Source organism: Mycolicibacterium wolinskyi str. Jessa 2025 (genome assembly GCF_049241375.1).
GTDB classification, from domain to species: Bacteria; Actinomycetota; Actinomycetes; order Mycobacteriales; family Mycobacteriaceae; genus Mycobacterium; species Mycobacterium wolinskyi.
This window is the reverse complement of the sequence record NZ_CP185960.1, coordinates 1,914,773-1,935,646: the sequence shown is the minus strand read 5'-3', so window position 1 is coordinate 1,935,646 and position 20,874 is coordinate 1,914,773. Positions and strand designations below refer to the sequence as shown.

Sequence of the window (20,874 nt, the reverse complement as noted above, 5' to 3'; positions counted from 1 at the left end):
ACCCGTCAGATCAGCGGTCGGCGCCACTGATGTCAGACAGGTCCGGATCGGGTAAGACCGGTGTCAGCGCAAGGTTGACGAGAGCCCATCCACGAGGGCAGCTTCGAACTGGGCGCCGGTACTGTCGCCGGGCATATGCCGCTCACCTCGCTTCCTGTGTCGGCTCGACGGCACATCGGAGTCAGTGCCGCGATCATTGAAGACTCAGTCGGAAAGAATGTCAACCGGCCGGATTTGCCACGGTGCGCGCCGTGCGGACCGCGTAGCATTTTGCAGGTACCGAGCAACCGGTTCCACCGCAGTGAAGGGAGGCTCAGATGCCGTCATTCCGTGCACTGCCACCGTCGTTGCTGCGCCCGGGTGCGCGCGACCGGACCTCCCCGGCGGACGCCACGAACATCCACGTCCCGGTCGCGCGGGCGATGGTCGACTGCGGTGTGTACAGCGAGGGGCAACGCCTGCCCGGCAAGTTCACACACGCCGGTGCGGTCGAGAAGGTGCGTGAACTGCAGGCTGCCGACAAGAAAGCCTTCGTCTGGATCGGTCTGCACGAGCCCGACGAGTTCCAGATGCAGTCGGTTGCCGACGTGTTCGGCCTGCACGAACTCGCCGTGGAAGACGCCGTGCACGCGCATCAGCGGCCGAAACTGGAGCGCTACGACAAGACGCTGTTTCTCGTGCTCAAGACCGTCAACTACGTCGAGCACGAATCGGTGTCAAACGCTCGTGAGATCGTCGAGACCGGCGAGATCATGATCTTCGTGGGACCGGACTTCGTGGTCACGGTCCGCCACGGCGAACACGGCGGCTTAGCCGGGGTGCGCAAACGCCTCGACGCGTCGCCGGCAATCCTCAAGCTCGGGCCGTTCGCCGTGATGCACGCGATCGCCGACCACGTGGTGGACAGCTACCTCGATGTCACCGACCTGATGGAAACCGACATCGACGCGATGGAAGAGGACATCTTCTCGCCCCGCACGCAGACCAACATCGAGTGCATCTACCTGCTCAAGCGCGAAGTCGTCGAGATGCGCCGCTCCGTCGGCCCGTTGACGCTGGCGTTGGCCCGGCTCCTCACCGACCACAACGATCTCATCTCGGTCGAGGTGCGCCGCTATATGCGAGATGTCCACGACCACAACGTGCAGGCGTCCGAGCGCATCACGAGCTACGACGAGATGCTCAGTTCGCTCGTGCAGGCCGCGCTCGGCAAGGTCGCGATGCAGCAGAACGTCGACATGCGCAAGATCTCGGCGTGGGTCGCGATCGCCGCCGTGCCCACCGCGATGGCGGGCATCTACGGCATGAACTTCGACAACATGCCCGAATTGCGCTGGACCTGGGGCTATCCCATGGTCCTGCTCGTGATGGCCACGGTGTGCTTCTTGCTGTACCGCACGTTCCGGCACAACAACTGGCTCTAGCGTTCAGCTTGGGCTGGCGGCTCTTCGGGTGGGGTCCTGCACGTCCACGCCGTCGGCCTGCCATGCCTCGCGCATCGCGTCGGCACCCTTCAACCGCACCCACGCGGCCTCGGTGGGGGTTATCGGAGTGGCCGAGAGCACCCGCACCGGCGACAGCGGCTCGGGCAGCGCGATGTCGTCGATATCGCTGTCGCCCAACAAGAATGCGGTGAACGGCGCCGATTCGAACAACGGGGTCTCGAGGTCGACGAGCGCGTCGGCGTCGAGTATCAGACCCTCGACGGCCGGTGCCGCGGCCAGCACCGCGAGCGACTTGGCCAGCCCGGTCGGGGTGGCTCCTCGCAGCGACACCACGACCTCGGCCCGCGGGCCGTGGATGGGATCGGACACCAGCTCGGTCGGGTCGAACATCGGGTGACGCGAACAGCCAAGTGTCACATAGTGATACACCTCGGCGAAGTCGCTGCGCAGGTCGGGGCCGTACCGCAGCACGTCGATGCGTTCGGTGCCGAGGAAGGTGATGCTGGCGCTGACGGGCTCGGCAGTGATTCCCGCCGCGCTGAAATGCGCGTCCAGCCGGGCCCGAACGGCAGCCAGGACGTCGATCACTCTTTCGTCGGTTCCTCCGGCTTTTCGGCCGGCTCGGTTTCGCCGGCCGGCTCGGCGGGCGCCTCCGGTGCGGCTTCCTCGGACTTTTCGGCCGGTTCGGCGGCCTCGGCCGCCTCAGCGGCCGCCGTGAGGTTCAGCCCGGTATCGGCGTCGAAGATCACCAATTTGGAGGTGTCGAACGCCAACTCGATCTGCTGGCCCGTGGTCACGCGCGATTCCGACGACACCCGCGCGACGAACTCGTTGACGCCGACACCCGAATCCGCGGCCAGCTCGGCCAGCTGCGCGGCCTGCGCGCCCGCACCCTCGGTGGTGAAGTGCACGTACTTGTCGGCGCCGAGGGATTCCACGATGTCGGCCCGCACCGTGAAGGTCAGCGCCCGGATCCGCGCATACCCGTCGAGCAGCGACGAGTCCTCGAGATGCTCGGGCCGGATGCCCACGATGATGTTGTCGGGCTTGGGATGGCGCGCCAACAGATCGTGCACCTGCTGTGTGAGGGTGACCTCGCCGAACGGCAACCGCACCCCCACATCGGTGAACGTCGCCGGGAAGAAGTTCATCGCCGGGGATCCGATGAAACCGGCCACGAACAGGTTGGCCGGGTTGCTGTACAGCTCGTCGGGCGTGCCGATCTGCTGCACCTCACCCGCCAGCAGCACGACGACCCGATCGCCCAGCGTCATCGCCTCGGTCTGGTCGTGCGTGACGTAGACGGTCGTGGTGCCCAGCCGGCTCTGCAGCCTGGCGATCTCGGCGCGCATCTGCACCCGCAGCTTCGCGTCGAGGTTCGACAGCGGCTCGTCCATCAGGAATGCCTTGGGGCTGCGCACGATTGCGCGGCCCATCGCCACACGTTGGCGCTGCCCGCCGGACAGCTGGGCCGGCTTGCGGTCGAGCAGTTCGGTCAGATCGAGGATGTTGGCCGTCTCCTCGACCTTCGCCGCGATCTCGTCCTTCTTCAGCTTGGCCAGCGTGAGCGGGAAGGCGATGTTCTGGCGCACGGTCATGTGCGGATAGAGCGCATACGACTGGAAGACCATGGCGATGTCACGGTCCTTGGGCGCCTTGTCGTTGACGAGCTCACCGCCGATGCGCAACTCCCCCGACGTGATGTCTTCGAGTCCCGCAATCATGTTCAGCGTCGTGGATTTTCCGCAGCCGGACGGGCCGACGAGGATGATGAACTCGCCGTCGGCGATCGTCATCGAGAACTCTTTGACGGCCGCCCTGACACCGCCTGCGCCGTCGGGGTAACTCTTGGTCACCCTGTCCAACACGATTTCGGCCATCGCCTACCCCTTTACCGCACCGGATGTCAGGCCAGCGACGATCCGTCGCTGGAAGATCAGAACAAAGATGATGATCGGGATGGTGATGACCATAGCGCCGGCCGCGATCGAACCGGTCGGCTCCTCGAATTGCGAACTGCCCGTGAAGTTCGCGATCGCCACCGGCGCGGTGATCGCGCGCTGCGTGGCGGTCAGCGACAACGCGAGCAGCAGGTCGTTCCACGCGAAGATGAACACCAGAATCGCCGCGGTGACGATGCCCGGGGCGGCCAGCGGCGCGATCACCTTGCGGAACGCCTGCGCCGGCGTGGCCCCGTCCATCTTCGCGGCCTTTTCGAGATCCCAAGGGATTTCCCGGAAGAACGCCGACAGCGTGTAGATCGCCAGCGGAAGCGCGAACGTGATGTAGGGGATGATCAGGCCTGCCCACGTGTCGAACAGGCCGAGGGCGCGTTCGATGTTGAATATCGGCGTGACGAGCGAGATGTGCGGGAACATCGCGATCAGCAGTGCGATGCCGATCAGCAGCTGCTTGCCGGGGAAATCGAGGCGCGCGACAGCGTAGGCGGCCATGCCGCCGATGACGACCGCGATGAATGTGGTGATCAGACCGATGCCGATCGAGTTGATCAAGGCCGAACTGAACGCGTCGCCTTCGAAGATGGCGCGGTAGTTGTCGAGGGTGAACTCGGCCGGAATGAGCTTGCCGTCCTTGACACTTGACGTCGGCTTGAGCGACAGGCTCAGGATCCACAGCACCGGAACCAGCGCGTAGACGACCACGAGGATGTTGACGATCGTCCACCACGTGACGCGCCGGGCGCTCGTTGCACCTGACATTTCAGCGGCCCTCCTGCTCGGCTCCCGGCGCGGCGGCCCCGAAGATCTTGATGTAGATGAACGCGATGACGGCCACCGACAAGAAGATCAACACACTGATCGCCGAGCCGAGGCCGACGTTGAACGCCTTGAACAGGTTGTCGTAACCCAGGATCGACACCGAACCCGTGTTGTTGGCGCCGCCGGTCAGCACGTAGATGTTGTCGAAGATCCGGAACGCATCAAGGGTCCGGAACAACAGCGCGACGAGGATGGCCGGTTTGATCAGCGGCAGAATGACTTTGACCAGACGCTTCCACGCACCCGCACCGTCGACCTGGGCCGCGTTGAGCAGGTCTTGCGGCACCAGCGCGAGCCCGGCCAGCAACAGCAGCGCCATGAACGGCGTGGTCTTCCAGACCTCGGCCAGGATCACGATCGCCAGTGACGGCAGTTGTTCGGTCAGCGGCGCACTGCCCTCGGGCAGCAGGTTGGCGAGGTACCCGGTGCCCGGCGTCCAGGCGTAGTACCAGCTGTAGGACGCCGCGACGGTCACGATGCCGTACGGGATCAGGACCGCGGTGCGCACGACACCCTTGCCGAAGATCGTGCGGTGCATGACCAATGCCAGCGCCATACCGAGCACGAACTCGATGGCGACCGAGATGACGGTGATCGCCAGCGTGACGGCGAACGCGGTCCACCAGTACCGGTCGGTGAGCACGGTCTGATAGTTGGCGAACCCGACGAATGCGGTGTCGTCGGGTTCGGCAAGGTTGTAACGCTGCAGGCTCAGCCACACGGCATACCCGATCGGGTAGGCGGTCACCGCGAGCATGAGAAGGACCGCGGGAGCGATGAGGGCGAACGCGAGCCTGCGCTCGGATCTGCGGTTCTCCGTTGTGGTCACGGGATCAGGCCCTTCCCGTCGATCGCCTTCTGCACCGCGTCGGCCAGTTCGTCGGCGGTCTTCTCCGGATCGATGTCGGAGATGGGCGCGAGTGTCGCCGACATCCGGGTCGACACCGCCTGGTACACCGGCGTCGCGGGCCGCACGGCCGCGTCGGTGAGCTGCTGGCGGATGATGTCGTACTGCGGGTACTTCATCTGGAAGGCCGGGTCGTCGTAGAGCGATTCGCGCACCGCGGGCAGACCGCCCTCGATCGAGGTGTAGCGCTGGTTTTCGACATTGCGCAGGCACCGTATCGCCTCGAACGCCTCGGCCTTGTGCTGGCTGGTCTTGGCCACGGCCAGGTTCAGGCCGCCGAGCGTGACCCGGGCCGGCTCACCCGGCTGCACACCCGGATACCGGGCGAAGCCGAACACCTTCTTGCTCGCCTCGAATGCGACCCGGAACTGCTCGTCACTCGGTGCGAACGTGCCCACATCGTTGATGCTGCCCTCAAGGGCGGGATCTTCGTTGAGGGGCAGGAACGACACGCCGCCCTTGACGGCGTTTTCCAGAAGCGAAGGCAGCACGTAGGGCCAGTTGACCTCCAGCGCGGCCTTGCCCTGCTCGAGAGCCAGCCGGGCGGTCGTCTCGTCGGTCTGGGTCACCGAAGGGTCGGCTCCCGGCGCGGTCGCCACCGACTTGATGATCTGCAACGCCTTGACCGTCGCGGCACGATGCTCCTCGGTGTCAGTGAGGGTCACCCGCTGTCCGTCGTCGGAGAGCACCTGCCCGCCCGCGCTTTCCAGCAGCGTGTTGAACCACACCACCAGGCCCTCATACTGCTTGCCCTGGACGGCGATCCAGCTCGGCTCCCCCGCGGCGTGCAGCCGGGTCGCCGTGGCCACCATGTCGTCCCAGGTGCTGGGCGGCTCTGGCATGAGATCGGCCCGATACCAAAGCAATTGGGTGTTCGTGGTGATCGGGGCGGCATACAGCTTGTCCTGCCAGCGGGCCGTCTCCAGCGGCCCGGGCAGCGTGTTCTCCATCGCGTCGGCCTCGGCCAGGCCCGCGGGGTCGTCGGACAACGGCAGGGCCCAGCCGGCTTCGGCGAACTCTGCCGTCCACACCACGTCGAGCGCCATCACGTCGAGCGACTTGTCGTTGCCGGTGAGCCGGCGAGCGAGCTGCAACCGTTGATCGTCGGCGCCCTTGGGCAGGTTGCGCTGCTCGATCCGGAACCGCCCGCCGAGCTGCTCGTTGCAGCGCTTGGCGACGGCGGTGAAGGTGGCCGCCTCGTTGGCCGGCGTGTAGTAGTTGATGACGGTGCCACCGGTCTGCGAGCCGCAGGCCGAAACCACCGATGCTGTCGTCAGCGCGGCCACTGCCGCAGCACACAGCCGCCGAGCGTGCACCGCTCCGCCTCCCGTCCACTTCCGATGTCGCCGTCGAAGCGACTCCGGGCGGGCAACCTCCCGCGCGCAAACCGTAGAGCCAGATACGCGTGATATGCAACACTTTCGGCACTGCGCGTCGCGATCGTGACCTGCGCAGCTTTGCCAGCGCGTCCGGCGCGGGCGCCGTTCGCGGATCAGATCGTCAAGCGCGCCAGCAGATCCCGGCCCTGTTCTGCGCTCTGCGGATCGCACAGCACGTCATAGCGGCCGGCGACGAGCTGCATGGTCGAACTGAAATCTCTTGTGCCGCGAGCCATCGCGTACGGGATCGCCGAGGTGATCAGACCGAAGAACACGCCGGCGATCAGGCCGGTGAGCAGCGCACTCCACGGACTGGGGCTGAAAAAGCCGAGGATCAGGCCGATGAACAGGCCCAACCAGGCGCCCGACAGCACGCCGCCGCCCAGCACCTTCGGCCAGCTCAGCTTTCCGGTGACCCGCTCGACCTGCATCAGGTCCACCCCGACGATCGTCACCTGCTGTACCGGGAACTGTTGATCGGACAGGTAGTCGACCGCCCTCTGGGCTTCGGCGTACGTGGGGTACGAGCCGATCGGCCACCCCTTCGGCGGCGTCGGCAACGCCCCTCGCATCGCACTGCTGGACGCATTGCCCGGCGCCTGTCCGGGCTGGAATGGGCTCGTCATCGATCTTCACTCTCCTCTGTGCCGCCGGTTCTGCGCGACTTCTCTACCTACAGCAACGATCCGTCCCGGGAATTGGTGCCACCATGACGTGACCTGCGGCCCACCGTCCGTGCGCTAGGTTGAACAGCATGACAAACCCGGGCGGTAACGCGGGCGAAACGTCACCATCCGAGCCCGGCACCGGGCCGTCGGAGCCGTCGTCGAGCGGTTACGAAGCACCTCCCATCGAGCAGTCTCAGGATCGGCCGCAGGGTGGCGAAACGCAACCGTTCTACGAGGCGGGGCCGGCGTACCCGCCGGTGAATTACCCGGCCGACTATCCCCCGCCGCCCCCGGGCTGGGCACCACAGCCGCCCGCCGGGCCGCCGCCCTACGGCGCCCCGCCCACGCCGGATCCGCTTGCCCCGCTGGACTATCCGGCCGGTGCCGGGTTGCCGCCGCCGGCGTTCCCACCGCCGACGCCGCCGGGTTATCCGCAGCCAGGTGCCGGTTTCCCGCCGCCGAACTATCCCCCGAATCCCGGATATCCGGGCTACGGCTACCAGACCGACCCGTATGACCCGTACGGCCAGCCCCGGCCGATGGGAACCAACGGCATGGCCATCGCGTCGCTGGCCTGCTCGGTCGCCGGGCTGATCTGCTGCCTGCCCGCCGTGGTGGGGTTGATTCTGGGTTTCATGGGCATGCGCGAAACCCGCCGCACCGGTCAAGACGGATACGGACTCGCCTTGGCCGGCACCATCATCGGCGGGATCGTCACCGCGGGCACGGTGCTGTACGTGCTGGTCCTGCTCGTGATGGCGGCCGTCGGCAGCACCTGATCCCGATCAGCTGGGCGGACGGAACGGCTCGGCCTGGCGCGACATCCCGGCCGCCCGGCCCTTGCCCGCGATCACGAGCGCCATCTTGCGGCTGGCCTCGTCGATCATCTCGTCGCCGAGCATCACCGCACCCCTCGCGCCTCCGGCCTGAGAGGTGTGCCATTCGTAGGCGTCGAGGATCAGCTCGGCGTGGTCGTAGTCGGCCTGGCGCGGGCTGAAGATCTCGTTGCCCGCCTCGATCTGATCGGGATGCAGCACCCATTTGCCGTCGTATCCCAGCGCCGCCGACCGCCCGGCGACGCGCCGGAACGCGTCGGTGTCGCGCACCTTCAGATAGGGCCCGTCGATGGCGTTGATGCCGTGGGTACGCGCGGCGATCAGGATGCGCATGAGCACGTGGTGGTGCGCGTCTCCGACGTCGTAGCCGTCGGGTTGCTCGCCGACCACGAGAGTCCGCATGTTGAGGCTGGCCATCATGTCGGCGGGCCCGAGCACGAGCGCCTGCACGCGCGGGCCCGCGGCGATCGCGTCGACGTTGGTCAACCCCTGCGCGTTCTCGATCTGAGCTTCGATACCGATCCGGCCGACCGGAAGTCCGTGCGTGGTCTCCAGTTGGCTCAACAGCAGATCCAGTGCGTGGACATGAGCGACATCGGTCACCTTGGGCAGCACGATCAGGTCCAGGGCCGCACCGGCAGTCGAGACGACCTCGATCACGTCGGAGTAGGTCCACGGTGTCGTCCAGTCGTTGACCCGCACGCCGCGCAGTTGACCCGCCCAGCCGTCCTCGGCCAGCGCGACGGCCACCTGGGTGCGAGCCTGCGCCTTGGCGTCTGGCGCGACGGCATCTTCGAGGTCGAGGAACACCTCGTCTGCCGGCAGGGTTTTCGCCTTCTCGATCATCTTGGCGCTGCTGCCGGGAACGGAGAGGCACGTTCTGCGGGGCCGATACGTGTTGTCCACGACCACAGTCTCTACCCTTTGACTCATGGCGGCGGTGAACAGGGTGTACGCAGCCCGGCTCGCGGGGCTGGTGGTGCTGGGCCCCGACGGTGAATCAATCGGCCGCGTCCGCGATGTGGTGATCAGCATCAGCATCGTTCGGCAACAGCCCCGAGTCCTCGGACTGGTTGTCGAATTGCTCACCAGGAGAAGGATTTTCGTACCGATCCTGCGGGTGACGGCGATCGAGCCGGGCTCGGTGACGTTGGCGACCGGCAGCGTGTCGCTACGCCGGTTCGCGCAACGGCCCGGCGAGGTGCTGGTACTGGGCCAGGTGCTGGAGACCCGGGTCAAGGTCGTCGACCCGGATTTGCCGGAGCTCTCCGGGATCGATGTCGTCGTGGTCGATCTGGGTATCGAACAGACCCGGACCAGGGACTGGATGGTCACGCGCGTCGCAGTGCGCCCGCAACGTCGGCTGGGCCGGCGCAGCAACATCCACGTCGTCGACTGGCAGAACGTGCACGGCCTGACGCCCTCGGGTCTGGCGATGCCCGACCAGGGCGTGGCGTCCCTGCTCGAGCAGTTCGAAGGCCAGCGCCCGGTCGAGGTGGCCGAGGCACTGCGCGAGCTGCCCGCCAAGCGCCGATACGAGTTGTTCCGGGCGTTCGACGACGAGCGGCTCGCCGACGTGCTGCAGGAGCTTCCCGAGGACGAACAGGCCGAGGTGCTGCAACAGCTGAACACCGAACGCGCGGCCGACGTGCTCGAGGCGATGGACCCCGACGACGCCGCCGACCTGCTGGGAACACTGACGCCGGCCGACGCCGAGGTGCTGCTGGGCCGGATGGACCCCGAAGATTCCGAGGATGTGCGTCGCCTGCTGAGCCACTCGCCCGATACCGCGGGCGGTCTGATGACCTCCGAGCCGGTGGTCCTGGCGCCCGACACCACGGTCGCCGAGGCCCTGGCCCGGGTACGCGATCCCGACCTGACACCTGCCCTGGCGTCGTTGGCGTTCGTCGCGCGCCCGCCGACCGCGACGCCGACGGGCCACTATCTGGGCTGCGTTCACCTGCAGCGGCTTCTACGCGAACCTCCGGCCACGCTCGTCAGCGGCATCGTCGACGTCGACCTGCCGACGTTGGGCCCGCAGGACTCACTCGCCGCGGTGACGCGCTACTTCGCGGCGTACAACCTGGTGTGCGGCCCGGTCGTGGACGCCGAGAGTCATCTGGTGGGCGCGGTCTCGGTCGACGACGTGCTCGACCATCTGCTGCCCGACGACTGGCGCGAACGTGACGAGCCCGAGCTGCCGGTGACCGGGTCATGACGGAAACCTCAGCGCGCCAGCGGCTGGACACCCCGCGCGCGACGCGTGGCCTCGGGCTGCACTTCGACGTCGAGGCGGTCGGCCGGTTCAGCGAATCCATCGCCCGGTTCCTCGGCACCGGGCGCTACCTCGCGATCCAGACCATCGTGGTGATCGTCTGGATCGCCCTGAACCTGTTCGCGGTCAGCCTGCAGTGGGATCCCTACCCGTTCATCCTGCTGAACCTGGCGTTCTCCACGCAGGCGGCCTACGCGGCGCCGCTGATCCTGCTCGCCCAGAACCGCCAGGAGAACCGCGACCGCGTCGCACTCGAAGAAGATCGGCGGCGGGCCGAGCAGACCAAGGCAGACACCGAGTTCCTGGCCCGCGAACTGGCGTCGCTTCGGCTGGCGGTCGGCGAGGTCGCGACCCGCGACTACCTTCGCCGCGAGCTGGACGAGCTGCGGGACATGATCAGCGCACTGCAGCAACCGCCGGTGGACGGCGAACGCCCCAAGTCAGGCAAACCCGACAGTGCCGAGCGCCGGTCGAAACGCAGTAGCTGAGGGCAGGGTCGGCCATTGTCGCAACAAAGGAACCTGTACTAGGTATGGTGACTTGGTTCACAACGTGTTTGTGAGATACATAGCGGTCGGAGTGGAGCTAAGGACGGTCAAGTGCGCGTAGGGGGAGGAGCGGCTTTCCTGGCTGCTCGACGCCGTGCGGGCCGGCTCATGCGCCCGCCTGCCGCCACTCCGCTCGGCGGTTTTCTTCCCGAGCCCCGCTTCGGCGGCCTCGGCCAGGTGCCACGCATCTCCGCTCCCAGCGCACGGGGCGTCGTCGGCGTCGCGGCGCTGACACCCCTCATCCTCGCCGGCGCGGTCGGCGCCGCCGCGCCGCCGCATCCCGGCTCGACGAATGCCTCGGTCACGCCGCTGGCCGCGGTCGAACCGCAGATCGACCGTACGGGGCCCGCGGTGGTTGCGGCCGCGAAAGCGCCGACGATGTTCCGTATCGCCGCCTCGACGGCATCGGCTCCCCCGCCGGCCTTTGTGGTCAATACCCCTGGCGCCCTTGGCATTCCGGGCATGGCGCTGAACGCCTACCGCAACGCCGAGCGGATGATGGGCGCCGCCTACCCCGGCTGCGGTGTCAGCTGGAACCTGCTCGCCGGCATCGGCCGCATCGAATCCATGCATGCCAACGGCGGCGCCACCGACGCACGCGGCACCGCGGTCCGGCCCATCTACGGACCGGCGCTCGACGGCACCCTGCCGGGCAACGAGATCATCGTGCAGAGCGCGCAGGCGGGCCGGGTGGTCTACGCGCGCGCCATGGGCCCGATGCAGTTCCTGCCCGGCACCTGGGCCCGGTACGCGTCCGACGGTGACGGCGACGGCAAGGCCGACGTGCAGAACGTCTTCGACGCGTCACTGGCGGCCGCCCGCTACCTGTGCAGCGGCGGGCTCAACCTCCGCGACCAATCCCAGGTGATGACGGCCATCCTGCGTTACAACAACTCCGTCGCGTATGCCCGCAACGTGCTGGGCTGGGCCGCCGCGTACGCCACCGGCGTCGTACCCGTCGACCTGCCCCCGATCACGGGCTCGATCCCGCCGATCGGCGATTCGCATCTGGACGATCCCGAAGGCCTGGGGCCCGGCCTGCCGACAAGTGCGTTGGGCCTGCCCGCCGGCGACCCGCTGGCGCTGATCCCGTTGCTGAACAACAACGAGACCGCGAGCCGGGTGCCGTCGACGAACGTTCCCGGGTTCGCGCCGGGCCAGATCCTCGGTCCGTTGCCCGGGCCGGCGCAGGCCGCTCCGACACCGGCGCCTGCCGAGCCGCCGCGGTGGATTCCGCCGTGGGAGCAGCCGCCACGGCAGCCGACGTGCGTCGTGTTCTGCCTCGGTGAACAGGCTCCTCCGCCGCCGGCCGGCCCAGCGCCGCTGTTGCCCGGCCCCCCACCGCCGCCTGCCGCACCGGCGGCACCGCCTGCGCCCGCGGCGCCTCCGGCACCCACCGCGCCGCCCATCGTGCCGATGGCGCCGGCACCGGGCCCAGCGCTCGGACCCGCTCCGGGCCCCGCGCCCGGCCCGGCCTGACGAATCGACGCCCGTCAGCCGCCGTAGACTCGGCGGCGATGTCCGAATCTGCCAATGAGCTGCAAACCGCGGTCCGCTCCGCGCTGGCCAAGGTGATCGACCCCGAACTGCGGCGGCCGATCACCGAACTCGGCATGGTCAAGAACATCTCGATCGAGCCCGATCACGGTGTGCACGTCGAGATCTACCTGACCACCGCGGCCTGCCCGAAGAAGAACGAGATCGCCGAGTTGGTGTCGGCCGCCGTCACCGACGTGCCAGGCACCGGCGCGGTCAAAGTCACTCTCGACGTGATGAACGACGAGCAGCGGGCCGAACTGCGCAAGATGCTCCGCGGCGATTCGCGGGAGCCGGTGATCCCCTTCGCCCAGCCCAACTCGCTGACCCGCGTGTACGCGGTGGCCTCCGGCAAGGGCGGCGTCGGTAAGTCGAGCGTCACGGTCAACCTCGCGGCGGCGATGGCCGCTCGCGGCCTCACCGTTGGCGTTCTGGACGCCGACATCTACGGCCACTCGGTGCCCCGCATGATGGGCACCACCGATCGACCCACCCAGGTCGACTCGATGATCATCCCGCCCACCGCGCATGACGTGAAGGTCATCTCGATCGCGATGTTCACGCAGGGCAACACGCCCGTGGTGTGGCGCGGCCCGATGCTGCACCGGGCGCTGCAGCAATTCCTGGCCGACGTCTACTGGGGCGATCTGGATGTGCTGCTGCTCGATCTGCCACCGGGCACCGGCGACGTCGCGATCTCGGTGGCGCAGCTCATCCCCGGTGCGGAGATCCTCGTGGTGACGACGCCGCAGCTGGCCGCCGCCGAGGTAGCCGAGCGGGCCGGCGCGATCGCGCTGCAGACCCGCCAGCGCATCGCGGGCGTCGTGGAGAACATGTCGGGGCTTTTGATGCCCGACGGCACGATCATGCAGCTGTTCGGCGAGGGCGGCGGCCGGCTGGTCGCCGATTCGCTCACCCGCTCGGTCGGTGCCGAGGTGCCGTTGCTCGGTCAGGTTCCGATCGACAAGGCGCTGGTGGACGCGGGCGACGCCGGGGTTCCGCTGGTGTTGTCGGCGCCGGACTCGCCTGCGGGCAAGGAGTTGCGCAAGGTCGCCGATTCGCTGTCGGCGCGCAAGCGCGGGCTGGCCGGTATGTCGTTGGGCCTCGATCCCGCCGGGCGCTGACCCTACGTCGCGTCGGTGTCGAACACCGTCCCCGCGGGCTTCTCCGCGGGTTTCTCGGGCGCCTTGTCGTTGTTGGGCGGCGGCGTGGCAGGCGGCTGCTGAGCCGGCTTGTCGTCGAACTTGCCGGTCAAGATCGAGTCGTCGCCGTCGAGGAGATGCTTCGTGAGCGCAGCGCGCGGTGTCATACCGCGCAGCTTCTGCAGTTCGGCCAGCGGCTCACGCAGATCGTCGAATTCGGGGCCGAGGTCCTGCCGCAACTGGCTGGTGGCCCCGGTGACGTAATCGCGGGCTTGCCGCAGCGCGCCGGAGGTCCAGCGAATCGCACCGGGTAGGCGCTCGGGCCCCAGGATCACCAGCCCGGCGATCACGAGGAGCAGCATCTCGCCCCACCCGATATTGGCGAACATGAGTTACTGCGCTTTTTGGTCGTCGCCGATGGGCGTCACCATCAACGTCATCGGGCGTCCTTCGCGGACGACCTCGATGGGCGCTTCCTGACCGATCTTGAGCTGCCGGACCGCCACGACGAACTCGTCGGCATCGGCGACCTTGCGGTCCCCGACCTTAACGACGACGTCGTTCTCCAGGATCCCGGCCTTGTCCGCGGGACCGCCCGCGACCACGTTGGCGATCTGGGCGCCGGAGGCCACGCTGTTGCTGACCGACTTGGCGGTCAGCTGCAACGTCGGGTGGGCGATCTTGCCGTCCTTGATCAACGTCTCGACGACCTGCTTGACCTCGTTGACCGGGATTGCGAAGCCCAGACCACTTGCGCTGTCGGACAACGACTTTCCGGCCGTGTTGATCCCGATGACCTCGGAGTTCATGTTGATCAGCGGGCCACCGGAGTTGCCGTGGTTGATCGAGGCGTCGGTCTGCACACCGTCGATGACGGTGTCGGTGTCCGACCCGTCACCGGACAGCGGCACCGGCCGGTGCAGCGCGCTGATGATGCCGTGCGTGACCGTGCTGCGCAGGCCGAGCGGGGCGCCCGCGGCGATGACTTCCTCGCCGACACGAAGCTTCTCGGAGTCGCCCATGCGCGCGACGGTGAGGTTGTCGACGTTGTCGACCTTGAGCACCGCGAGATCGGTCTTGGGATCGCGCCCGACGAGGTTGGCGGGCACCTCCTTGCCGTCGTTGAACACGACGGTGATCTTGTAGTCGGCAGGTTTGCCCGCAGCTTCGGAGATCACGTGGTTGTTGGTGACGATGTAGCCGTTGCCGTCGACCACCACACCGGATCCCTGGGAACCTTCGTTGTTGCTCTTGGCTTCGATGGTGACCACCGAATCGGCCACGGCGGCCGCCACCGAGGCGATCCGGCCTGCCTCTGGCTCGGGCAGATCGCCGGTCTCCAGCGTGACTTTCGACGTCGTGAACGCCTCGACCGTGCCCGCGGTCTTCTGGCCCACCCAGCCACCCACGAACGACACGAGCAGGGCGGTCAGGATCAGGACGACGAGGGCGACCCAGGACACCCGCCCGCCGAACAGGACCTCGCGCAGCCCCAGCTTGCCCGCGGGCGCCGAGACGATCACCGGGGCCGACGGCGCCTGCGCCGGCGTGCCCAACGCAACCGAGGCCGCGGGATCGCGCCACGGATCGTCGACGTCGTCGTCGACACCGGCCCGCTCGGCGTCCAGCGCGCCCGCGTCGGTCGGATGACGCTGCAACGAATCGGCGGCGCCCTTGGGGCGTCCGAAGGCCTCCGCGAGCACCGGGTCCGGCGGCTGATCCTTGGGCGCGTACTCCCCTTGGTCCTGATACTTGTCGGCACCGAGGAATGAACCGTCGACACCGGATGGCCGGCCGAAGGTGCGTTGCGACGCGGCGTCGACGGGTGGCCGCTCAACAGGGCGCGGCGCCAGGCGGCCGCTATCGCCGGACTGGTCCTGGTTGGTCACCGGTGTATCACTCTCTATCGGAGCGCCCGCCCCAGCCAGGTAGGCCGGTGCCGGTCACTGATCGCCTATTGGTTCACCCTACCGGCGCTTGCGCCGGCCCCGCGCCGGGTCCTCAGCAAACTGGGCCTTGTCCGGCACCTCGGGTGGCGGCTGCGGAATGTGGTGCGGTATCTGCGACAACATCCCCAGCAAAGAATTCGGTATGGCGATCGGGCACGAGTCCCGCAACGCCGCCCGGGCCTGACTCTGGGCGTCGACCTCAGCCGCGCATTCCGGGCACAACGACAAGTGGTGCGCGGCGCGCAGATGCGCGCTCATGCGGAGCTCGCCGTCGACGAACGCGGCGATGGCCTCGATCGACAGGTGCTCGGTGGAGCCGAATTGGCGCGGCGCGCCTACCGGGGCATCACTCTGCGACGCGAACTGCGCCGGTAGCCAGGAGAAAGCACGACGGAACACATGTCCCGGGTCGACCATCACCCAGCTCCTCTCGGTACTCACAACGTCCTGTCCTGAATGTAGCGCGCGACGCTGTGTTCGACACCCGCCAACGCTCAGGCGGACTGAGCCGTTTCCGGGGAATGCTTGGCCAAGTAGTCACGCAGCGCCTGCCTGCCACGGTGGATACGGCTGCGCACGGTGCCCAGCTTGACGCCGAGCGTGGCGCCGATCTCCTCGTAGGACAGACCCTCGATGTCGCACAACACCACGGCCGCGCGGAACTCGGGCGGCAGCGAGTCGAGCGCGGCTTGCAGATCCGCGCCCAGGCGCGAGTCGTGATAGATCTGCTCGGGGTTCGGATCGTCGGCCGGCACGCGGTCGTAGTCCTCGGGCAACGCTTCCATGCGGATGCGTCCGCGGCGCCGCACCATGTCCAGGAACAGGTTCGTGGTGATGCGGTGCAACCAACCTTCGAACGTGCCGGGCTGGTAGTTCTGCACCGATCGGAACACCCGGATGAACGTCTCCTGAGTCAGGTCCTCGGCGTCGTGCTGATTGCCCGACAGACGGTAGGCCAGCCGGTACACGCGGTCGGCATGCTGGCGGACCAGTTCATCCCAGGACGGCATGGCCGCCTTGTCCCCGGTGGCGTCGAACACCGCGGTGCCGGTCAATTCATCAGAGGGCTCCACCCAGTCTCCTTCGGTGAACTGCTCCAGATGTGCCATGGACACCGGGGCGGGCTGGGCTGTGGTGATCTGCTGAGATGCGATGGTGGCGAGGTCCTCCTGCTCACAAATTTCACTCCGCTCAACACGACTGACGAGTTCGTTATTCCGATCGCGCTGCGCTGTGCGCCGGCGGCCGCCGTGTTCCATGGGAGATACCGTTCCCGATGCCGGTGTGGTTGGCATATGAGCAAACTGAACTTTCCCTGAGAAATCCGAGGATACGGCGTACAACCTGCAGAAACCAGCGATTATCGGGCGGCCATTTGCCGCCGGGCGCGGGCGTGTCGCAACGTCGGCGCACCCGTCTGGCCTACGCTGCGGGCATGGTCAGCTCCGAACCCGGCCGCGCCGAGGCGATCGTCACGCACGCCGAACGGTCGATCTCGGAAGATGCGATCGTGGCCGCGGCCAGGGAACGCGCCGACGACATCGGCGCCGGGGCCGTCACCCCGGCGGTCGGTGCGTTGCTGAGCGTGTTGGCCCGGATCACCGGTGGCCGGGCCGTCGTGGAGGTCGGGACCGGGGCCGGCGTGAGCGGGCTGTGGTTGCTGTCGGGCATGCGTGACGACGGCGTGCTGACCACCATCGACGTCGAACCCGAGCACCAGCGCATCGCCAAGCAGGGCTTCACCGAGGCCGGGGTCGGCCCCGGACGCACCCGGCTGATCAGTGGGCGCGCACAGGATGTGCTCACCCGGCTCGCCGACGAGTCCTACGACCTGGTGTTCATCGATGCCGAGCCGGTCGACCAACCGCAATTCGTGGTCGAGGGCGTGCGACTGCTGCGCTCAGGTGGCGCGATCGTGGTGCACCGCGCCGCACTCGGCGGCCGCGCGGGCGATGCGTCCGCCCATGACACCGAGGTCACCGCCGTTCGTGAGGCGGCCCGCTTGATCGCCGAGGACGAACGCCTCACCCCGGTCCTGATCCCACTCGGAGACGGACTGCTCGCCGCCGTCCGCGACTGACCCTTCCCGTTTTCCGCGGGACTGCGTTCCCGCGCAAGGGCGGCCTGCGACATCTTTACGGATTCCTGACGGGCCACACCCTTGACGCCCGACTAAACGCGCGTTTAGCGTACTAAACATGCGTTCAGTCGAAGATCGAACGGGAATCGCCCGGATCCGCGATTCCGCGATCGAGCAATTCGGGCAACACGGTTTCAGCGTCGGTCTGCGGGCGATCGCCGACGCCGCGGGCGTCAGTGCGGCCCTGGTGATCCACCACTTCGGCTCCAAAGACGGCCTGCGCAAAGCGTGCGACGACTACGTGGCCGAGGTGATCCGCGAGGCGAAGTCGGAGTCGCTGCAGACGGCCGATCCGGCGACCTGGCTGGCCCAGATGTCGGAGATCGAGTCGTACGCACCGTTGATGGCCTACCTCGTGCGCAGCATGCAGTCCGGCAGCGAGCTCGCCAAGACCTTCTGGCGCCGGATGGCCGACAACGCCGAGCAGTACCTCGAAGAAGGGGTCAGGGCAGGCACGCTCAAGCCGAGCCGCGATCCGCGGGCGCGGGCCAAGTACGTCGCTATCACGAACGGCGGCGGGTTCCTGCTGTACCTGCAGATGCACGACAACCCGACCGACCTGCGTGCGGTGCTGCGCGATTACGGCGAGGACATGGTGCTGCCCGCGCTCGAGCTCTACACCAACGGCATGCTGACCGACTCCACGATGTACGACGCATTTCTTGCCCAGCGCGAACAAGGCATCCCGTTCAGTGCCCCCGCCGAATCGGTCGACAACAAGGAACCAGCGTGAGGACAACGATGACGAACGACTCCGCAGCCGTCGAGATCCGCGGTCTGTCAAAATCATTCGGCCGCACCAAAGCACTCGATGGCCTGAACCTGACCGTGTCGCACGGTCATATCACGGGCTTTCTCGGCCCCAACGGGGCAGGCAAGTCCACGACCATCCGCGTCCTGCTGGGGCTGCTGCGAGCCGAACGCGGCACCGTGCGTCTGCTCGGTGGTGACCCCTGGCATGACGCGGTCGCACTGCACCGCCGGATCGCTTACGTACCGGGCGATGTCACGTTGTGGCCCAATCTCACCGGGCAGCAGGCCATCGACTTCCTGTGCCGACTGCGCGGCAACGGCATCGACACGCGCAGGCGCGATCAGCTGATCGACCGCTTCGAGCTCGATCCACACAAGAAGGCGCGGACGTACTCGAAGGGCAACCGGCAGAAGGTCGCGATCGTCGCGGCATTCAGCTGCAACGCCGAGCTCTACATCCTCGACGAGCCGACGTCCGGGCTGGATCCGTTGATGGAGAAGGCTTTTCAGCAGTGCGTGAAGGAGGTGGCCGAACGCGGCGCAGCAGTCCTGCTGTCCAGCCACATCCTGGCCGAGGTCGAAAAGCTCTGCGACAACGTGACGATCATCCGGACGGGCCGCACCGTACGTTCGGGCACGCTGGCCGAGCTGCGCCATCTCATGCGCACGTCGGTCACCGTCCGCACGCGTTCCGATGGCCGGGCGCTGCGCGACGTCCCCTACGTCCACGACTTCAGCGCCGACGACGGACAGGTGAAATTCTCGGTGGACCGCGGCGACCTCGAGTTCGCCATGGAACACCTGACCGATCTCGGCATCGAGGACCTCACCGTCACACCCGCCTCACTTGAGGACATGTTCCTGCGGGAATATCAGGGGGTGACGCCGTGAGCGCATCGGCCACCGCCACGGCCGCCCATCGCCGCACGGCGACCGGAAACTCTCCGTTCACCGGTGTCGGAAACCTGCTGCGGCTGGCGATTCGACGCGACCGGGTGCAGCTGACCGTGTGGATCGCGGTGCTTACGCTCATGATGGTGTACGCGCCGTACGCGATACGGCTCGCCTACCCCGAGGAGCCGCAGCGCCTCGCACGGGTCAACCTGCTCAAGACCCCGGCCGGAATGATGCTGGGCGGCCCCATGTTCGGCACCAAGGAGACCGACCTGGGGGTGATGATGGCCAACGAGTTGATGCTCACGCTCATCGTTGCCACGTCGATTCTGGCGATCCTCACCGTCATCCGCCATACCCGGGCCGAGGAGGAAAGCGGCGCAGCCGAACTCGTGCTGTCTTCGGTCGTCGGGCGCTATGCCCGGACGACGGCGGCACTCATCCTGGTCGGCGGTCTGAACGCGATTCTCGCACTGACGATGACGCTCGCGATGGCGTCGACGGGATTCGGGCTTGTCGACACCGCGGGCATGTGCCTGGGTGTCACCGCGGTCGCCATGGTGTTCGGTGCCGTCGCCGCCGTGACCGCGCAACTGTGGCGGCAGGCCCGCACCGCCACCGGTGCGGCGATGGCCACGCTCGCCGTGGCCGCGCTGGTGCGCGGAGTGGGCGATGTCATCGACAACTCCGGCAGTGCGCTGAGCTGGTTCTCCCCGATCGCCTGGGCGCAGCAGATGCGTGCGTTTGTCGAATTGCGTTGGTGGCCATTGGGTTTGCTGGTCGGGTTGGCAGTCGCGCTGATGGCCGTGGCAGGTGTACTGGAGAAGCGTCGCCAATACGACGACGGCACCATCCCGTCGACCGGGGAGCGGCCGAACGCGCCGCAGATCACCGGGCCGCTGAGCCTGCACCTGACTCTGCAACGGGGTCAGACGATCGGCTGGAGCGTGGGCCTGTTCCTTGGTGGCCTCACATTCGGCTCGATGACGAAATCGCTCATGGACGCGGCGCTTGACAACGAGCTGATCGCCCGGGTGTTCGCCGCGCAAGGAAACGACGGCGTGTACACCACCATGACGCAGTTTCTCGCGGCCGCCGCCACGGCGTATGCGGTGGGCGCCGTCCTGCGGGTGCACAGCGACGAGCAGAACGGTCTCGGGGAAGCCGTGCTCGCCGGCGCGGTGTCGCGCTGGCAGTGGCTGCTCGGCGCAGCGGTGTCCGCCGTGATCGGGTCGGTCATCCTGATGTTCTGCGCCGGGCTGGGCAACGGGCTGGGTGCCGGGCTCACGCTCGGCGAGCCCGGCACGATCGTGCGGTTGACGCTCGCCGGGCTGGCCTACGTGCCCGCCCTCGCGGTGATGGCCGCGATCGCCGCACTGGCCGTCGCGCTGCGTGCCCCCTGGATCGGCTGGTTGGCCGTCACATTCGTGATCACTGCGCTCTATCTCGGAGCCCTGCTACGGCTGCCCAGCTGGCTGATCGACTTGTCACCGGTCGGGCAGACCACGGCCCCGATGGACTACCCGGTCGTCGCACTGATCGTGATGCTCTCGGTAGCAACGCTTTTGGCATTTGGCGCCGGATGGATCTACCGCCGCCGCGACGCGGTGTGAGGCGGAAAG

21 protein-coding genes are annotated in these 20,874 nt (G+C 67.5%); 10 read left to right on the top strand and 11 right to left on the bottom strand.

Going from position 1 to position 20,874, the window contains the following annotated elements; translation table 11 throughout:
- The first annotated feature begins 317 nt into the window (after nt 1–317).
- Entirely contained in the window at nt 318–1,424 is a 1,107-nt protein-coding gene (gene corA / locus ACOI2T_RS09700; protein ID WP_409503133.1) for a magnesium/cobalt transporter CorA, read from the top strand.
- 3 nt (nt 1,425–1,427) lie between these two features.
- Here corA and ACOI2T_RS09695 read toward each other — a convergent pair whose 3' ends face one another.
- The 6 genes from ACOI2T_RS09695 to ACOI2T_RS09670 all read right to left on the bottom strand — a co-directional run bounded on the left by ACOI2T_RS09695 (nt 1,428) and on the right by ACOI2T_RS09670 (nt 7,137).
- A complete protein-coding gene (locus ACOI2T_RS09695) occupies nt 1,428–2,033 on the bottom strand; it encodes a suppressor of fused domain protein (protein ID WP_409503134.1) in 606 nt (201 codons plus the stop codon).
- Nucleotides 2,030–3,325, bottom strand: a complete 1,296-nt coding sequence (locus tag ACOI2T_RS09690) for an ABC transporter ATP-binding protein (RefSeq protein WP_409503135.1) — start codon at nt 3,323–3,325, stop codon at nt 2,030–2,032. Before ACOI2T_RS09690 ends, ACOI2T_RS09695 begins: the two co-directional genes overlap by 4 nt.
- 3 nt (nt 3,326–3,328) lie before the next feature.
- Nucleotides 3,329–4,165, bottom strand: coding sequence for a carbohydrate ABC transporter permease (locus ACOI2T_RS09685; RefSeq protein ID WP_067850856.1), 837 nt, complete (start codon nt 4,163–4,165; stop codon nt 3,329–3,331).
- A gap of 1 nt (nt 4,166) precedes the next feature.
- Nucleotides 4,167–5,054 carry a carbohydrate ABC transporter permease gene (locus ACOI2T_RS09680; RefSeq protein ID WP_067850854.1) on the bottom strand — a complete coding sequence of 296 codons (888 nt, stop codon included), beginning with the start codon at nt 5,052–5,054 and terminating at the stop codon, nt 4,167–4,169.
- Nucleotides 5,051–6,448: an ABC transporter substrate-binding protein gene (locus ACOI2T_RS09675; RefSeq protein ID WP_067850852.1), complete on the bottom strand. Its 1,398-nt coding sequence runs from the start codon at nt 6,446–6,448 to the stop codon at nt 5,051–5,053. The genes ACOI2T_RS09680 and ACOI2T_RS09675 overlap by 4 nt, the downstream gene beginning before the upstream one ends.
- Before the next feature lie 176 nt (nt 6,449–6,624).
- Nucleotides 6,625–7,137 carry a YflT domain-containing protein gene (locus ACOI2T_RS09670; protein WP_067850850.1) on the bottom strand — a complete coding sequence of 171 codons (513 nt, stop codon included), beginning with the start codon at nt 7,135–7,137 and terminating at the stop codon, nt 6,625–6,627.
- Nucleotides 7,138–7,265: 128 nt separating this feature from the next.
- Between ACOI2T_RS09670 and ACOI2T_RS09665 the strand changes: the two genes are divergently transcribed.
- A complete protein-coding gene (locus ACOI2T_RS09665; RefSeq protein WP_084356673.1) occupies nt 7,266–7,958 on the top strand; it encodes a DUF4190 domain-containing protein in 693 nt (230 codons plus the stop codon).
- A 6-nt stretch (nt 7,959–7,964) separates the two neighbouring features.
- On the opposite strand, the gene ACOI2T_RS09660 is transcribed toward ACOI2T_RS09665, so the two are convergent.
- Complete coding sequence (locus ACOI2T_RS09660; RefSeq protein WP_067851027.1) at nt 7,965–8,921, bottom strand: HpcH/HpaI aldolase/citrate lyase family protein; 957 nt, start codon at nt 8,919–8,921, stop codon at nt 7,965–7,967.
- Nucleotides 8,922–8,946: 25 nt separating this feature from the next.
- Here ACOI2T_RS09660 and ACOI2T_RS09655 point away from each other — a divergent pair, with 25 nt between their 5' ends.
- The 4 genes from ACOI2T_RS09655 to ACOI2T_RS09640 all read left to right on the top strand — a co-directional run bounded on the left by ACOI2T_RS09655 (nt 8,947) and on the right by ACOI2T_RS09640 (nt 13,498).
- Nucleotides 8,947–10,233, top strand: coding sequence for a magnesium transporter MgtE N-terminal domain-containing protein (locus ACOI2T_RS09655; RefSeq protein WP_067850848.1), 1,287 nt, complete (start codon nt 8,947–8,949; stop codon nt 10,231–10,233).
- Complete coding sequence (locus ACOI2T_RS09650) at nt 10,230–10,778, top strand: DUF1003 domain-containing protein (protein ID WP_085145840.1); 549 nt, start codon at nt 10,230–10,232, stop codon at nt 10,776–10,778. The genes ACOI2T_RS09655 and ACOI2T_RS09650 overlap by 4 nt, the downstream gene beginning before the upstream one ends.
- A gap of 111 nt (nt 10,779–10,889) precedes the next feature.
- Nucleotides 10,890–12,317, top strand: coding sequence for a lytic transglycosylase domain-containing protein (locus tag ACOI2T_RS09645; protein ID WP_234816929.1), 1,428 nt, complete (start codon nt 10,890–10,892; stop codon nt 12,315–12,317).
- Nucleotides 12,318–12,355: 38 nt separating this feature from the next.
- Nucleotides 12,356–13,498, top strand: a complete 1,143-nt coding sequence (locus tag ACOI2T_RS09640) for an Mrp/NBP35 family ATP-binding protein (protein ID WP_085145838.1) — start codon at nt 12,356–12,358, stop codon at nt 13,496–13,498.
- A 2-nt stretch (nt 13,499–13,500) separates the two neighbouring features.
- On the opposite strand, the gene tatB is transcribed toward ACOI2T_RS09640, so the two are convergent.
- The 4 genes from tatB to sigE all read right to left on the bottom strand — a co-directional run bounded on the left by tatB (nt 13,501) and on the right by sigE (nt 16,724).
- Nucleotides 13,501–13,905 carry a Sec-independent protein translocase protein TatB gene (gene tatB / locus ACOI2T_RS09635; protein WP_067850842.1) on the bottom strand — a complete coding sequence of 135 codons (405 nt, stop codon included), beginning with the start codon at nt 13,903–13,905 and terminating at the stop codon, nt 13,501–13,503.
- A gap of 3 nt (nt 13,906–13,908) precedes the next feature.
- A complete protein-coding gene (htrA, locus tag ACOI2T_RS09630) occupies nt 13,909–15,405 on the bottom strand; it encodes a serine protease HtrA (RefSeq protein ID WP_067850840.1) in 1,497 nt (498 codons plus the stop codon).
- A gap of 78 nt (nt 15,406–15,483) precedes the next feature.
- Nucleotides 15,484–15,882 (bottom strand): anti-sigma E factor RseA, encoded by a 399-nt coding sequence (gene rseA / locus ACOI2T_RS09625; RefSeq protein ID WP_067850838.1) that lies wholly within the window; start codon nt 15,880–15,882, stop codon nt 15,484–15,486.
- A gap of 77 nt (nt 15,883–15,959) precedes the next feature.
- Complete coding sequence (gene sigE / locus ACOI2T_RS09620) at nt 15,960–16,724, bottom strand: RNA polymerase sigma factor SigE (protein ID WP_409503136.1); 765 nt, start codon at nt 16,722–16,724, stop codon at nt 15,960–15,962.
- Between the two features lie 176 nt (nt 16,725–16,900).
- Here sigE and ACOI2T_RS09615 point away from each other — a divergent pair, with 176 nt between their 5' ends.
- From ACOI2T_RS09615 to ACOI2T_RS09600, 4 genes are all read left to right on the top strand, one after another.
- Nucleotides 16,901–17,545 carry an O-methyltransferase gene (locus tag ACOI2T_RS09615; RefSeq protein ID WP_409503137.1) on the top strand — a complete coding sequence of 215 codons (645 nt, stop codon included), beginning with the start codon at nt 16,901–16,903 and terminating at the stop codon, nt 17,543–17,545.
- Between the two features lie 118 nt (nt 17,546–17,663).
- Nucleotides 17,664–18,338, top strand: coding sequence for a TetR/AcrR family transcriptional regulator (locus ACOI2T_RS09610; RefSeq protein ID WP_067850833.1), 675 nt, complete (start codon nt 17,664–17,666; stop codon nt 18,336–18,338).
- A gap of 8 nt (nt 18,339–18,346) precedes the next feature.
- On the top strand, nt 18,347–19,249 hold the full coding sequence (locus tag ACOI2T_RS09605) for an ABC transporter ATP-binding protein (RefSeq protein WP_409503138.1): 903 nt from the start codon (nt 18,347–18,349) through the stop codon (nt 19,247–19,249).
- On the top strand, nt 19,246–20,865 hold the full coding sequence (locus ACOI2T_RS09600) for an ABC transporter permease (protein ID WP_409503139.1): 1,620 nt from the start codon (nt 19,246–19,248) through the stop codon (nt 20,863–20,865). The genes ACOI2T_RS09605 and ACOI2T_RS09600 overlap by 4 nt, the downstream gene beginning before the upstream one ends.
- Nucleotides 20,866–20,874: the final 9 nt, after the last annotated feature.